We start from the raw sequence: 17,155 nt of genomic DNA on the forward strand, positions 1-17,155 counted from the left end.
GTAGCCACGCTCGCTGACTTGCTTGACCGCTTCAGCCTTGAACTCGTCGGTGAAACGTTTGCTGGTCATAGATCCTCCGATCCTCAATAGACACTATCAGGTGTCTACGGAATCGGGGGCGTACCACGGTGGCCCAACAAACTGGGCCGTAGTCCTGAAGTGGCTCAGGCTTGCTGGCTGCGTTGGCTCAAAACTTCGACGAGGTCTGCCCAAGATTCTTGGTGATGAGCAACGCAGTCATGTTGTAAATCCAGTTTGGCCCTACCTTGATTTACGTGCAAATTGTGTCACTTGAGCTTGCTGGATAATGCTTTGATTTCCAAGGAAAAATACTCGATGCTTGACGAATAAGTTGCTTGAAATCAATGGGTTGCTGTTAGTCTCCGCCTCATTCCCCGGAAAGGTCAGAGGCAGGCATGCGGTACTGGCAGACGCCGTATCTTGGGTTGCGATCGATCCCCAAAGAGCTCAACCAGTTCGAGCTCAATGCCTTCTTCACCTACTCGCCCAAAGAGCAACGCGCCATCCTCGCCAAGCGCGACTCACTGCATCGCCTGGGTTTAGCACTGCAGATTGGTTTTATCCGGATGACCGGCAGCGTGCTCGCCGCCGTCAAAGTGGTCCCTTCAGAGTTATGGGCGCATCTGGGCAAAACGTTAGGTATCGCCACACCGGATATCGCCTCGCTTCGATCGCTGTATCGGCGCCAACGAACCTTATTCACGCACCAAAATGCTGCGATGGAGATATTGGGTTTCGTTCGCATGTCCGAACACCAGCGTCGCGCTCTGGTACGCCACCTGCGTGTCGAAGTGCTGTCCGAGTTTGATCGTCATCGTCTGATGACGCACGTCAAAACGTGGCTGTATGAGCACGGCATCTTGATTGAGGGTGAGCGTCCCTTGAAGAGCGCCATCGATGTGGCGCTGACCCTCGCGGAAGATGAGCTCAGTGGGGTGCTTCGCAACGATGTGCCTGCCGACGTCCTCGACACCTGGACGCGGGCCTGTGCCGAATCCCATCGTTCCGGCCTTTCCTTTCAAGAGTGGCTCTCGCAAGCACCCCGCCGGCAGTCGCTCCCGCAGATTCGGGAACAGTTTGAACGGGTTCAGCATTTGACCCAGTTGGGCGTCGCCTCACACGCCATACCCTCGGTAACGGATCACATCAAGCGCCATTACGCCCAAGCGATGGCGGATCGCCCACCGTCTGTCAGCCAGCGCATCGCGGAAACGCGCCGGACAATCGAAGTCGCGTGTTTTCTGCAGGCGGCGCTGTGCACGGCCACGGACCGGGTGCTGGCCATGACGCGCCAACACGTAGCCGACCTATGGGGCAACGGCATGCGCGCCGTGGTCCAATCCGCCGAGGCGCGGGCTCGCACACTGACCACGTTCGCCAAGGAGGTGCGTGAACTAGCCCTCGACCGGTCCCTTCGCGAAGAGGATCTGCGTGCAGCGATCCTGCGTGTGGTGGAACAGGTCGGAGGCGGCAAGAAACTCAGTCGGGCCCACCTGACCCGCGAACAACTCCTCGTTCAGAACAACCGCCACTCGCGCCCGCTACTCAAGATGCTTTGTGCGCTTCCCTTTGAGAGCGTGGCGCCACACCCGGTTCGGCAGGCCCTGTATGCGTTGCGCGAAATCTATTTGCAGCGCAAGCCGGTACTTCCCGAGGCGATTCCGGTTCACCTCGGCAAAGTGTGGGACGAGATGCTTGCAGATCCCGATCGGCAACGTGCCCTGCTGGCCTTCGAGGTGTCCACACTGCTTGCACTACGCCGTGCCTTGAAGAACGGCAGCGTGTATGTCGCTCACAGCTTCAGCTTCCGCAGTCGCGAAAGCATGCTGATTTCGCCCGCCGAGTGGGCCAGAAACAGGACACATCATTACGCACGCTTGAAGCTGCCGCGTGACCCGAAGGAATTCACCGGCCCTCTGGTCGAGGAAGTGTCTAAGCAGCTTCAGCATCTGAATAAAGCCGCGCAGGCTGGTGACGTCACCGTGGACAGAACCGGTGTGCACCTGCCCAAACTTCCGGCCGAGGACGTGCCGGAGGCCGTAGTGGTGCTTCGGGATGCACTGATGGAACGCATGGGCGCGGAAGAGTTGCCGGGCGTCATGATGGAGGTGGACAGCCACACTCGCTTCAGCTGGACGCTGCTGGGCCGTGAGCCGCGCTCGATCGATGAGTTGCGCTTAGTGTATGCCGGTCTTCTAGCCCACGGCACCGCGTTGTCCGCCGCCGATACGGCGCGGATGATGCCCGGTCTTTCTGCCGATGCCGTCAATCAGAGCATGCGATGGATGGCCCAAGAAAAGCGCCTGCGCGAAGCCAATGCCGCCGTCTTCGAGTACATGCACGGCCATCCCATCGCCGAGAGCTGGGGGCGTGCCGATCTGGCGTCGGCGGACATGATGAGCCGCGAAACGGTCAAGAGCAGCCCGCTGGCACGCCGCGATCCGCGCACGAAGAAGAAGTCCATTGGCATCTACACGCACATCCATGACCGCTGGGGCATCTTCTACGATCAGCCGATCGTGCTCGGCGAACGCCAGGCGGGTGTGGCACTGGAGGGTGTCCTTCGCCAAAGCACAGTCACGATCAACCAACTGGCGGTGGACACGCACGGTCAAACCGAATTCGGCATGTCCCTGGGAAAATCGCTGGGCAAGGACGTGTGCCCCCGGTTGCGTGATGCGAGCGCGCACAAACTATATGTCACCCCGGCGATGACGGTGCCCGAGGGGCTGCGCAGCGTGATCGCCAAGAATCGAGCGCACCCCGAGAAGGTGGAGTCCGTGTGGGATGAATGGGTCCGCATGGCGGCGTCCACCCACCTGGGCAAAGCCAGTGCCGTCGACATCCTGTCCCGCTTCGGTTCCGCCGCGGCCGGTGAACAGTTGTACGACGCCGGCGTCCAGATCGGCCGATTGCTGCTCACGCTCTATCTGTGCCGCTGGTTCACGCTACCGGACTTCCGCCGGGAAATCCTGCGCTCGCTCAACCACGGGGAACGTGTGCATGTGCTAGAGCATGCACTGGAAACGGGCAAGGTGCCGCGGCATCAGATGAGCCACAATGCACGCCTGGCCAGCGTCTCCTCCTCCATCACGTTGCTGAGCAACATCGTGATGGCGTGGACCACCACGCGTATGCAGCAATCGCTCGCGACCTTGCCTGCGGACATCGCGACCCTGGCGGTGCCCGAGAACCTGCGCCATATCGCGCCGATCCAGGAACGACTCGTGAATTTTCGCGGGCTCTTCCTGTTTCCCATCGAGCGGTACATGGCGCGGTTGCTACCCACCCTCCAGCCCGTCAGGTCGGTATTCCGCAGTATCCGCTAACGCAGCCGGTAGCAGCCACGGGTTCGAACGGAATCGCCCATGACCTGCCAGCGCCAATCTCCCGCCGAGGCGACCGCCGCACTCGAGCAGAACCGGCTGGGTTCTTCTCAACAGCCTGCTACAACCCCCGCATGCCGGCGCGAATACAAGCGCCAATTCGCAAGAACGTGCCCGTTGACCTCCGGGAGAAGTTTCGGCATCAATAATCACGTTCTCGAGCAACTCGAGGATCAACATACAGGGGCCAGCATGAAGGATGCAGTTGGCAGGAAGCGCAGCCTATGGCTCGCGATGTTGCAGTGGCGCGCAGCGAATGCGCCTCCTCCGCTTTCATGGCGAGTGGCCGGTTGCCGGCCCAAGTGCATTTCATCTCGCCAACAAGCGCTAAGCACGGTATTGGTTGTCATGCGAGCGCAGACGGCTCGGGACCTGTGCGCTCAGGGACCCAGTTGAGCCTGCTGGCAATCCCCTTGGCGTAATCGGCGCAATCGATGCCTCAAGCTTCCTGACAAATGTTCGGGGTGCCTTAAGCGAAGCATTGCGAGCCGTCTTCTGCATACCAATGAGAGATGAACATGCTCACTAACCGCAGTCATATGCGAAACGGTGTTGGAGGTGTGCCTTTTACAACGCACCAGGGCTGGGGGCGTGTCTTGGCCGGACTTATTGCGTGGGCCTTCTCAGTGGGTGTCGGCGCAGCCACCATCAAAACGGTGGTTAATGAAAAGCCGCCGCTCTGCGGTCAGCTACTTGACATGATCAAGGCTGCGGGCATACCGCAGATGACCAACGAACAGCTGTGCGACTTCCGCTTTGCCCAGTTGCCGCCATCCAAGACGCAAGGGTTCACCTTTCCGTCGTGGCATGAGGTGGCCGTCGCGGACCCCGCCTCTATGTACCTGAAGCTAATCGTTGCTAACAGACCGCCGCATGCGCCGTATGGGCTGCCCGATCTGTCCAAACACCGCGAGGCGGCAAATCAAGCGGTACGCGACCATAACTTGGCGTTCTACATGACGACGTTGTCGGTCAGCGAATTAACTGACGACGTAAATACGTCACCAACGATGACGGTAAGCAGGCGAAATTTGACGTTCATATTGATGGACATACGGCACTGCTCACGCTTGCCTTATATGGGAATCCTGGACCATCCCTATCATGCGGCTTTCGAGAGCTCAGACTTGCAAACACCCGTGCCAACGGGTGCTATCAGTGGAATGCAAATCGCTCTGTGGAAAAATGAATTTCCAGTCCGAATCATCGTCAACGATAGATGGATGCCGATAGGCGGCCAATCTGTCGAACTTGGGGTGGATCTGGAAAATTTCTGGTGGCATCCGGCTCAAGGGAAGATCGATGCAGCGATGACAGGCGGCACGCTCTGCAGTTTTAGAATTGAGCGATAAGGACAGGAGCGAAGACGATGGCTAACGATCTCACCCCATTGGTGCCCCAAACCGGTATCAGCAACGACCAAGCATTTACCGATAACGTTGGATCGCTGCTGGAAGCATTGGAGGGTGTCAAAAAACTTCCTTACCTGGATGACAAAGGTATCCCGACCGTGGGGATTGGCATCAACTTGCACAGTTTCGCCACACCTTACTTTCTCGAATTGCCAAATTTAACTGCCGAGGCGCAACGTGCCGTTTCAAGCGTCCTAAGCGGCACTTACACAAAGACCAATGGGTATGACTCAGACGGAAAACCAATAATTGGACCCGACCTCGAAACGTTCAATACGAAATTGGCCAGCGCGATGGCGCCTTATGGCGGCGTTAGCAAATTGGTATTGAGCAACAACGAAATTGAGGATTTGTATCAAAGAATAGTCGCAGGGGTTAATGGCAAAGATCCGTCCGGCAATCCTTCACTGCTTGCCCAATTTAAAACCTTCCTCGGTCAGAACAATATTTCAAGTAATTTATTGACAAGCCGGGAGGGGTTGTCAATTTTTTCACTTTTCTTCAATGGCGCAGGGAAGTTACTTCCCTTTGATGGTCATATAGTTCCTGATTTAAAAGCAAATGCCCTGGGAAATTTGACCAACCGCGCAGATGCGTGGTTTCAGATTCGCTATGGTTCGAATGCGGGCGCATTGACGGTCGTCAACCCCCAGGGCGGGCAAAATGGTGTCGCGATCCGCCGGGATATCGAAAGCACGATATTCGGGTTGTATGATTCGGGTGATATCACATCAGGCGGTGCGATCGCTCCATCGCGCGACGAAGCGATGTCGATTTATGCTGATCTGTCCAGCAATACTAATGGAACCAAAGGCAGCAATGCCCTAACAAATCGCCAGTTCGCTTTTAATTACGAAAATCGTTACAAAAGCCTGATAGGTGTCGCCAATTCCGAGTTGCACGGCCTGCTGCCTTTGGCGCCTGGCGAAACCACAGCGCAATTGACTGCTCTGAATATCCAAACATTGGAATACACGCTTCAGCCGGCGGCTGCCACACTGATACAAAATAGCATCACCGATACGAACCTGAATCTGTGGGTGGGTGCTGGATTCGCGGCAGATACCATTGACGCGCTCGATGTTCAGGTGGCGGCTGCCGGAGGCGGCAACGAGTTAGTCGCGTCGCAGCGTAATGGCTATCAATTAAATGTGGGGGGCTATTTGCCCAGCCTGCTTATCGCCCAAGGTGGTACTGACACCCTTGATGGCTCAGGTAGCGGGTCAGACGCACTCATCGGCGGTACTGGGAATGATGCACTCTACGTAGGCTCTGGCAATGACTATATTGTTGCTGGTACGGGCGACGACCTTATCGAAGGTAATGCTACTGGAAGTGCGATAGGTAATGGCAACGACACCATCGTTCTCGGTGCGTCAAATAATGCCATCGGCGGTAACGATACCCTGTGGGCGGGGGCTGGTAGCGACAAGATCTACGTTTCCAGCGGAAACAGTGACCATATTCATCTAAACGCCGGCGGGACATCAAGTGTTGTCCTTGTCAACAGTATCACCGGCACCCAGAAGACGTTAGCGATAACGGCGACGTCTCTCGGAAATGCCTCGATAGGCGCCCCTCTTGCAGAAGGCTCTTACTACGATTCGAAAGATCAGCTTTTCATTTTGACACATTGGAACTCTGATGGTAGCCAGACATTGCAACTCTACCAATTGGCGCCTCTATCATCAGGAGGTCCAGCCAATGGGGTTACGGGCTCGAATTCTACGGAGGCGCCGAGCGGTTTTTGGGGGAACATTGCCTCGAGCATCCTAAGCTTTTTTATCGATGATGCGAATGCCAGCGATGCGGTGAGTACTGGGCAAGCGGCTGCGCTTTATAATAGTAGTGACGTAGCTGGTAACGGAGGGCAAACGGGTAATGCTATCGGTACATCGGGTGTACTGGAGCTGGACAACTTCCAAGGCAATAGCGATGCCGGCATTCAGCTGAGTCCAAATCAAGACACCAGCACTGGCCAAGCAAATCTTTCCCTACTGGATACCGGCACGCTCGCTGATCAATTCAGTATTCAGGGCGCAACGCTGACGTCCTTCTCCTTCTACGCAGACGACGGCATCGGCGGGAGTTCTGTCCTAAATCAGCTATACGGCAGCGGAAACCCAGGCGGAGACAGTGGCTACCTCATCCAAGGGGATGGCAACGCCACGTATATCAGCGCTGGCAGTGGCACTGTGTTCGTCGAGGCGGATACTCCTGCATTGAATGGTGAGGTGCAAAGCACGCTGGCCGATCAAAATGGCGTCACCATCCAGGGTGGTGCTGGTGATCAGATGCTCGTGGGCCTGTACGCCGGCAAGGAAACGATCATTGGGGGCGATGATGGGCAGGACACCGGCGATACCACGTATATCGATGGCGCCGGCGCCGATGCCCTCATCACAGGGAGTACCGGCAACAACGTGATCTATGGCGGCATAGGCCAGGACACACTCGAAGCTGGCGTTGCGGATGCAGGGGCTAGCGCGGACGCCACGACATCACTCCTCATAGCTGGCTTGAGTTTCTATGACTCGCTAAGCGGATTTGCTAACTATAACGAGGACTTCTCCCCGCCATCGGGCAACGGTGCTTATGATTTCCAATGGATGCCGCCGACGGCTGCTGTTGCAGAAAACAACGGGTCTGATTTTCAGATCGAGTTTGCGGCGCTTACGGGGTACGACACCTTTACCGATGTGGGCTTGCTGGGGTCATCGTTGGATTCCGGTGTCGATGGTTCTACTACGATGCCCGGGAGCTTGCTGGTCGGCGGCACGGGCACCGACTATCTGATTGGCAATGGTGGCAACGATACGCTGATTGGCGGCGATCCCCTTACGGTGACGCCAGGCTACGCGCAGGAATATTTGGTAGGCGGGGCCGGCGACAACCTTCTCTACGGCGGGGGTGGCAACGAATTTATCTATGCCGACTTGAATCCGTATGCCGCGCCCAACTGGGCCGATCTGGATCCCCATGATTCGGACACCATTTACGGCGGCTCAGGCTTGGACGTCATCTACGGCTCCGGTGGCAACGACGTCATCTACGGTGGCAACGGCAATTACGTTATCCATGTCGGCAATGGAAACAGCTATGTCGATACAGGATCCGGGAGTTCTTCCGTTTACGGCGGAACCGGTAATGAGATGGTAGTGGCCGGCGGCAGCGAAACCTATGTGGAAACGGGAGACGGCAATAGCTACGTGGACGTTGCAGCAGGTCTGGCCACGATTTTTGCCGGCACCGGTAATGACACGTTCGAGGTGGGAAGCGGCGAGGCGACCTATGGTGCTGGCGATGGTGCTGAGACGTTCATCATCAATGCCGCGGGCGGCAATCAGTATCTGCAATCGCCTCAGCAGGCATCATCCATCACGCTGGATTACGCGAACGATGTGGCCAGTGGCGACATCGAAGTACGCGCCGACAGCAGTGGCGACCTGGCACTCGTTAACACCCAGACGGGTAATTTCTTCAGTCTTGAGGGCTACTTCAACGCAGCCGGCGCGCCCAATGTCACGGTAACATTCAGCGACGGCACGACCTGGGGTGCGGCACAACTGGCCGCGCTGAGCATCACTCCCAGTGGGGGCGACGATACGCTCATCGGTGCCAGCGGGAGCGACAACATCACCGCCGGTGATGACAACACCGTGATTGTGGGCATGTCGGGCAACAACACGCTGACCGGCGGGGCGGGCGCAGATACGATCCAGGGCGGCACGGGAGCCGACACCATCGAGGGCGGATCGGGTAACACCACGATCTATGGCGGCACGGGTGTTGAAACCTACGTCTTCAACACCGGAGACGGCTCGGACACGATTGTCGAAAACAGTTCATCACCGGGTACCGATAAGCTCACTTTCGGGGCGGGTGTCACCGAGTCCGATGTGACCTTCATGCGTGATGGCCCCAGTGACCTACTCATCGCCGTCAACGATCCCAACAGCAGCAATATCCCCTCCACCATCTATGTGCCCGGATTTTTCTCGGCATCGAGCGGCAATGCCCATGCGGTGACGGAGTTCAGCTTTGCAGATGGTACGACGCTTAGCGCCCAAGATGTGCTGAATCAGGCCATCTATGCCAATAACAGCAGCATCGAGGGCGCCGCCGGTAGCAACTACTTCGCGTTTGGACCGAGCAGCGGCATCAATGCCATTACTCAGACCAACGATGCATCGACCAACACGATCGCCTTTGTCGGTGGCATCGACAGTTCCGACGTCGTTGCGCGTCGTATCAATCATGATCTTGAGCTTTTCGACCAGGGGACGGGCACCTCGGTCGTGGTCTTCAATTACTTCAACAACGATACCGGCGGTATCGATGCAAATTTCGCCATCACGTTCTCGGATGGCATAACTTGGACCGCGTCGCAGATCCTGACTGCGACGATGACACCCACCCCGACAGGAAACGACACCCTATGGGGATCTGACGGCAACGATACGATCACCGCGGGCGCCGGCAATACGTTGATCATTGGCGTCAGCGGAAACAACTTGCTCACCGGTGGAGCGGGCAATGACACCATTGATGGCGGTACTGGCGCCGACACCATCGTAGGAGGCACTGGCACCACCGACATCGTCGGTGGCACGGGCGCTGATACGTTTGTATTCAACTCCGGTGGCGGTTCGGAAACGATTGATGCTGCATCCAGCGCGCTTGATGATGTATTGAAGTTTGGGTCCGGCATTACTGCTTCCGATCTGACTTTCGCCTACATGGGCGCGGATCAAAGCGGACTGATGATCATCATGCCGCCGACGGACTCAAGCGGTTCTTCATCAGGGGTGGGGCCGTTTGGTGGAAGCGCCACGATCACCATTCCGGACTTCTTCACCACCAGTGGCATCGCGCAGATTACGTTCGCGAATGGCACCACCTTGACTCCCAGTCAGGTGACCGCGCTGATCAACACGTACGTGGGGGATGACAGTTACCAAGAGACAGTTGACGGCGCACTGGCCAACGCCTTGTATATGGCGAACGACGGCGCGCAGGTCGAGATGCTGGGTGGTCCAGGCAACGATACCTTCTACGCCGGCTCGGGGGCGGACAGTTTCTACGCGGGATCCGGCGCGAGCACGTTCTATGGCGGTGCGGGCAAGGACCTGATGGTTGGCGGCGCGGCGAACAATCAGTTCGTCGGCGGCGCGGGGGCCGACACCATGGAGGGTGGAAGCGGCAGCAACGTGTTCATCGGCGGCAGCGGTAACGATTCGATCGTGGCCGGCGGCGCCACGAACGTGGTGGAGCTCGGTGCGGGCAGTGCCACGATTGCCAGCGGCGGCGCCGACACCTACGAATGGAACGGCGAGGGTAATGCCTTCATCAACCCCGGCGTCGCCATAACCAATTCAGGCACCTTGATCTTCGGCACAGGCATCACGCCCCAGGACCTGATCGCCGACGTACAGAGTGGTGCGACAGCCGGATCGGCGAACCTGACCCTTGGCTTGGCTACGGAGCTGGGACAGATCACGATTAACGGCTTCAATAAGGCGGATTCAAACGGTGATGTGCCGATAGGAACGTTTCAGTTTGCGGACGGTGAAACCCTGACCTTACCGCAAATGGCCCAGGTCGCCGCCGTCGAGCAAGCCGCGCAGAACAATCAGTGGATTTTGCTCGGGAGTAACGAATCGATCACTGTATCCGGCAGCAACGACTCGATCGATGCGCAGGGCAGTGACACCCTGAATGGGGGCGCAGGGACATCGATTATTGAGCTGGACGGCGATAACAATACCGTCGTTTTCAACCGTGGCGATGGCATGCAGACCATTGAAGGAGCTCAATGGCGTGTACAGTCGCAGAACTATCCAGACTATGCCGCTGCCCTAGCCAGCGGCAACACCATCGCGTTCGGAGAGGGTGTCCGCCCTGAAGACGTTTCAATTATTGTCGATGGCGGAGATCTCTTGGTGCGTATCCAAGACACCGCGGATGCCATTGACATTGCCAATTGGTCTCAGAATACAGATAGCTTTTCGATGACTTTCACGGACGGGACGCACTGGAGTCCCGACGACCTTGTTGCTCAAGCGCAGTACGGCGGCCCCCAGGTCTCCGGAGTGAACATGATGAGCCAGGGGGCGGGGGCTCAGCTCTATGACCCCGCCGGCGGCAACGACACGCTTGGACTCAATCCCGGTGATGCAGTGCTCTACGGGTATGGTTACGGTGACGACACCGTGGCCGGCAACTTTCAGTATGTGCAAATGCGCCCAGGCGTTACCTCAAGCGAGGTGACGGTGGGCATCGATTCGAATGGGGACCTCCAGCTTACCCTGCAAGGGACGGGTGAGCAGCTCACTATTTCCAATTTCTTGAAGAGCCCCTTCCCGTACCCTACGGCGTGGCTACCGGGAAGCACGTCACCATCAGTAAGTGCAGCCAGCAGCATGGTCCCGCGACTTACGCATGCCGCCATCATTCCGATGTCGCGGGTCGGTGGCGGTGGAGGCCCTCCACCGACAACCACGCTGAGTGGCAGTATGGACGGCGTGCTTTTCGCTGATGGTACCGTTTGGAATTTTGAGACGTTGGCGCAGCATTTGCTGGCAGGTTCAAACGGTTTCATCGTTGACGATACGGGGCAGAACCAGGCTCTAAGTGCGAGAAGCGGATTCGACACACTGATCGGCGGCTCCGGCCAAGATACGCTCGCGGCCGACGGCGGCAATGATGTCTTGATGAGTACCTCAGGGAATGATCTTGTCGAACTCGGGGCAGGCAACGACTTTGTGGTCAATGGCTCCGGCAACGATACCTTTGACTACAGCGTTGGGGATGGCGATGCCACGTTGGTGCCTGGTGACCTGCAGCTCTATCGTCAAGGCATAGGAAGCCCGAACGACAGTGGCCCGGGTAGCGAGCTGCTAGAGCTGGGACAGGGCATCGATCCGTCCGACGTTCAGGTCAGACGTGTGCTTGCCAGCGTATCACCTGGTGAAACCGCCGAGGGCGGGCCGGCGGATCTCCAGCTCACCATACAGAGCACCGGAAAAACCATCACGATTCCGGACTATTTCTCGCACGTCGAATATGGTGGGCAATATCCCGTCATCCAGTTCGCCGATGGCACGCAATGGACACCCGGCGATATTTTGCCGATGACGTTGACCGACTCCATCGGAGGGACGGCCCTGTATGCGTGGTCGGGTAGCGAATCGCTGACCGCTTCGGCGGGACATGACACCATCTATACCGATACTAACGATGCCGGGAGCTACACGATCGATGGCGGAGTCGGCGGCGATGTCATTAACGCGGGCACATCTGCTGATGGGACGACGATTCAAACGACCCTATTGTTTGGTAACGGTAGCGGGCACGATACATTCAATTCGTCAGGCAGCTATAGCTACCAGAATGGCTCACTCAGTTATATCCAGGACAACTTCATAGAGTTTGCGGCCGGTGTTTCGCCCAGCGACGTCAGCGTTACTTCCGATGCTCAGTCGGGCGGGCTCACGCTCTCTCTCAATGGTGGGGCGGATGCCATCGACATTCCAGTGGACGCGCAGAACGTTCAGTTTCAATTTGCTGACGGCACGGTGTGGAGCTACCAGGACGCGATCAACATTGCCGAGCAGCAAGCGCAGGCAGCCGGCGGCGCGGGCTCGACCGGGTCGAGTGGATCCTCGTCTTCCCCGCCACCCACGGGCGATGGGGACTGGACCCTCATGTCTGCACCTCAGCTGTTCGACGAAATCGCCAGCCTGACGGGTACCTCGGCAGTATCCGAGGTAAGCGGCAACGGGTACGAACTGATCTCTGATAATCAGTATGCCGGTTCTGGTCACAATCAGCTTGAGGTGATCGGCCAGAATGGCTCGAGCACGGTGACTGGGCAGGGCGAACCTGTCGTCCTCTACGATGCCTCGGCATTGGATTACGATGCGCTCACCAACGCGGATCCGACTGCCGGAGGAACATCCAATTCGACGACGCCGGTGACCTTCACCTATGAAGCCGGCTCCGGATCCTGCACGATCGTGAATTATGATCCATCCGACTTCGCATTGAACTTCTCGAGTGGGATCACCGCGCAAGAGGTGCGCGTTGCGGGGTCACCGAATAGCGATTCCGATCTCCAGCTTGCGATTACCGATGCAAGTGGACAGGCAGTGGGCACCATAACGCTGAAGAATTACTTTTCCGGTTCGCCGGCGGCCGGTGAAGCGCTCAACCCGTTTGCAATTCAATTTGCGGATGGCACCACATGGAACAGCGCAACCATCTACCAAATGTACTTGCAATCCGCGGGCGACCATTACCTGACATCAGGTAGTGGTGACACAGTCTTCGCCGAAGGTGGATACACGACCGAAGATGAAAACAATGCCAACAACCTGATCTATCTTGGCAATCAGGGAGATCAGAACTTCGTTCTCAACAATCAGCTGCTCGAGGGAGTCAACACGATCATTGGGGGGCTGGGGGCCGACACGTTTGCGTTCTCGGCGGACTCCGGAACCGGGTTAGGCTTGCTGCATGCGCAATCGAGCGTCATTGAGCAATTCAATAGCAGCGATGTGGTCGACTTTGGGCCAGGTGTCGCGCCATCGCAGTTGCAAGTGACGACCGATGGCTCGGACTTGATCCTGAATTTGCCCAGCACGAGTCAGTTCTCCACCCGGCAATTGGTGATCGACAACTACTTCGACCACGGCAACGATGGCGGTGGCACCTTCGTGTTTGCCGATGGTGTGAGTCTGACGGGCGCGGATTTCCTGCCGGTCGGGGCAGGGACCGCTTCGGGGCATATTGAAAATGTTCTGCTGCAAGACACGCTCGGTGAGCAAGTGGTGTCGGGAGCTGGCTATGACGGCAATGATACGTTGGTGGGTGTTGCCGGCGACACGTTGGAGGCTGGCCCGGGGAACGATCAGCTGATTGGCAAGGGAGGGGCTGTAACCTACCTCATTGGGCACTCAACCGGCGATCAAACGATCACCGGTTCATTCGATGGTAGCGGTGCCAGCACCCTGCAGTTCGCGCCTGACGTTTTGCCGAGCGACGTGGCTGTCGTCCGTACGGATGATCAAGGCACCCTGGAATTCATTCTCAAGGACACTGGGCAAACGATCACCCTGACCAATTACTTCCAAGGGACGTCTAATCAGGGGGTTCAGCAAGTCGTTTTTGCCGACGGCACGACCTGGAACGACCAAGGCATTCGGGCACAGGCACAGTTGCCTTCCAGCTATGCCGATTACCTCGTTGCACAAGCCGGTGACGACTCGCTTGTCGCGGGATCAGGGGCAGACACCCTGGTTAGCGATGGTGGAAACGACACACTTGTGGGTGGAACGGGTGAAAACACTATTTATGGTGGAAGCGGTAGTGATTTCATCGAGGCTGGCACAGGCGACAGTTCGATCCTGGGCGGTTCGGGTAACGAAATATTCCAGTTGAACAGCGGGTTCGGCCAAGACACGCTCATACCAGACGACTCCAACGGTGCTGCCAACACGCTCCAATTCGGCAGCGGGTTAACGGCCGCCGACGTTTCGTTGGTTGAGCCGAATGCGTCGGATCTGGAGCTTGTTGTCAATGGTGGTGGCTCGATTCTGTTGCCGGATGCGCTGGTGTGGGGAAGCAAACCAGCACTCACCACAATTCAGTTCGCGGATGGCACGAGTTGGAGTTGGACCCAGTTGCTGCAGCAGGTGCCTAATCTTGTCCAGGCATCGCCAGGCAATGAGTCGATTACAGCCGGCGCCGGGGACGAAACGCTGGTGGCCGACGCCGGCAATGACGCCCTGGCGGCGGGCAGCGGAAACGACACGCTGGTCGCTGGAGCCGGGCAAGATACGCTCGTCGCCGGTGGTGGCAATGATGAACTCATTGGCGGGACAGGCACCACGACGTATGTCATTGGGCTGGGGACCGGCATCGATACGGTACTCACATCGCAGGCGGAATCGCAAACCTCCACCATTCAGATCGCGGGGGCGTCAGTATCGAACGCGACGTTCCATGCGCTCGACCCATCGGCCTTTGCCATCGATGTAACGCGTGGCAATACTCTCAGCGAGGTTATTGTTCGGAATTCAGCTACGGCGGATCAGGCTCCGCCATCTGGTGGTGATATTGCGTTTGCTGACGGCACGACGGTTTCGGTTGCCCAACTTGATACGTTGTTGAGCTTGGCAAAAGGTCATTCCATCGAAATTAGCAATGACCAAAACGATATCGTAGGTGGCTCATCAAGCGTGGCCAACGTCTTGTATGCGGCTGGAGGTGGCAACGACAGTCTTGAAGCTAGCGACGAGGGCGCCGTCACGTTGGCGGGTGGCAGCGGTAGCGACACCTTCAGTGTCGATAGCAACGATTACTCCAATAACTTGTTGGTGACGGGGACCGGGCCTTCTAGCATTGACGATGCGGGCCATGGTAACGACGCCATTGAAATCGGCGCCTCACCCGCACAGGTGACGCTTGGTGATGGCAGTGACTCGCTGCTCGGCAACGATACGATCTCTGCCTCGACTGGCGGCAACGTCCTGAACTTTGCGTCGGGTATCTCACCTGAATCGATCAGCTTGCAACGACAAGGCAATGATCTGCTTCTGGTGCAGTCAGCAGGCAGCACCCTTGACCTGGCGGGTTGGTATGCGGGATCGACGCCCCCATTCCAGCAGATCGATTTTGCTGACGGAACGATTTGGTACGCAGGGTCGAGCCCTGAGGCGAATTTCAACGATAGCTGGCGGGCGGCTAGCGACGATATGTCAGTCGTGGCGGGTGCAGGTAACGATACGTTGACCGGCAGTGCGGGCCCCGACACGCTAACCGGTGGCAGCGGTGCTGACTTGTTGGTTAGCGGCACCGGTAACGAAAGCTTCCAGGGCGGCTCTGGTGCCGAAACGTTCGAGTTTAACTCTGGCTTTGGACAGGACACCCTCGTGGCCAACGATGCGGCGGTTAGCAATACGATCGCCTTTACGGGGTCTGTTGTTGCGTCGAACGTCACCTATGCCATGGATGGAAATGATCTGCTGATTTCACTGTCCGGCTCCGTCGGGGCAGATGGACAGCCCAGCACGATCAGATTGCCCAACCATTTTGTCAATGGCACGCCCATCAGCAACGACGTCGACGCGGTGACGTTCGCCGACGGGACGACCGTGACGATGACCCAGATCAATGGGCAGTTCGCGTCCGGGACGTCGACTACGAATGCTACGGTACTCGAAGCGCCACTTTCAGCAGAACGGTCCACCCGTACCTACGGTACTGCAATGACCTCGCATAAGGTTGGCGGTTCGTCACTGAACATTCAGTCTAAAGGTCATCTCACTCTCAGCGACGCTATGGGCAGCAGTCGCTCGAATCCACGGCGTCCGCTTCCGGGCATCAACGGCATAAGTTCAGCACCGTCAGATCAGGGCCTCGCTCCGCCTTATTGTCCCGGCCAGACCTCGCAGCCTAGCGCCACCGCGACCTATCAAAGCACCGCGCTCAACGGCTTCCAATGGCATGAAGACATCGTGCTAGCACCCGATACAGAGGGTGACACACGAGCGGACGCGGTGACGGATCCTGTCACTGGTGACTTGAATGACGTGAATGTTTGGACGCCTAGCAGTGCTTTGGCGACAGGCGCTGCCGTCGAGCATGGGGTGGCGCCCCAGAGCAGCATGTCATATCGCGGCGCGACATCGTACATGCCACCAAGAAATGTTCGCCTGGGACGAACGGCGAGTGTGGCCGCAGATATGATTAAAGCCTTGAGTGCCCAAGGCGGCGTGCAGGCGCTAATCGACAAGACGCACAGCAAGAACGCCGAAATCCAACTGCAAGATGGCACATTGTGGTCGCTGAGCGCGCTGGATCGCACGATGGCGGCATGGTCCATGGATGCTCATCCAAGGACGCCCGCATCAATGGGAGCGTCGTCGTTTGGGTCGGCCGACTTGGCACATGCGCAGTTGGTCGAGGCGATGGCGATTTTCAGCCCACAAGCCTCGGCCGAAAGCGGTTTGCCACCTACGGAATCGGAAGCTTACGCAGTCGCGTTGGCCGCACAAATGCATTAAGGCGGATGAAGTGGCGAGATTCCCCTTCGCTGTGAAGGTGAGGTCCGTGGGAGAAACAAGGCATAAAGGGAGAGGGCAGTGACGGAAGCATCAGGGGCGGAAGCGCCCGTCGACAGTGGCTTAGCATGCCTGGTAGTCCTGGTGACCTGAGACGAAACGTGTAGCCACTTTGAAGGTGAGTTCTCTACCCTAAACAGGCAAGGAGAACCCATGAAGAAGCGACACACCGAAGAGCAGACCATCACGATCCTGCGGGAGGCAGAGCGCG

General features: G+C 57.7%; 3 protein-coding genes. All 3 read left to right on the forward strand.

The features are described from left to right. Positions 1-416 precede the first annotated feature (416 nt). The 3 genes from JHD67_RS18545 to JHD67_RS18555 all read left to right on the forward strand — a co-directional run bounded on the left by JHD67_RS18545 (position 417) and on the right by JHD67_RS18555 (position 16,887). Positions 417-3,350 (forward strand): Tn3 family transposase, encoded by a 2,934-nt coding sequence (locus tag JHD67_RS18545; RefSeq protein ID WP_199100680.1) that lies wholly within the window; start codon positions 417-419, stop codon positions 3,348-3,350. A gap of 575 nt (positions 3,351-3,925) precedes the next feature. Beyond that, the gene (locus tag JHD67_RS18550; RefSeq protein WP_199100681.1) at positions 3,926-4,759 is read left to right on the forward strand and encodes a hypothetical protein; all 834 of its coding nucleotides are present in this window, start codon (positions 3,926-3,928) and stop codon (positions 4,757-4,759) included. A gap of 17 nt (positions 4,760-4,776) precedes the next feature. Continuing rightward, the gene (locus JHD67_RS18555) at positions 4,777-16,887 is read left to right on the forward strand and encodes a calcium-binding protein (RefSeq protein WP_199100682.1); all 12,111 of its coding nucleotides are present in this window, start codon (positions 4,777-4,779) and stop codon (positions 16,885-16,887) included. Positions 16,888-17,155 lie beyond the last annotated feature (268 nt).

The organism is Dyella sp. ASV21 (genome assembly GCF_016428975.1).
Taxonomy (GTDB): Bacteria; Pseudomonadota; Gammaproteobacteria; order Xanthomonadales; family Rhodanobacteraceae; genus Dyella.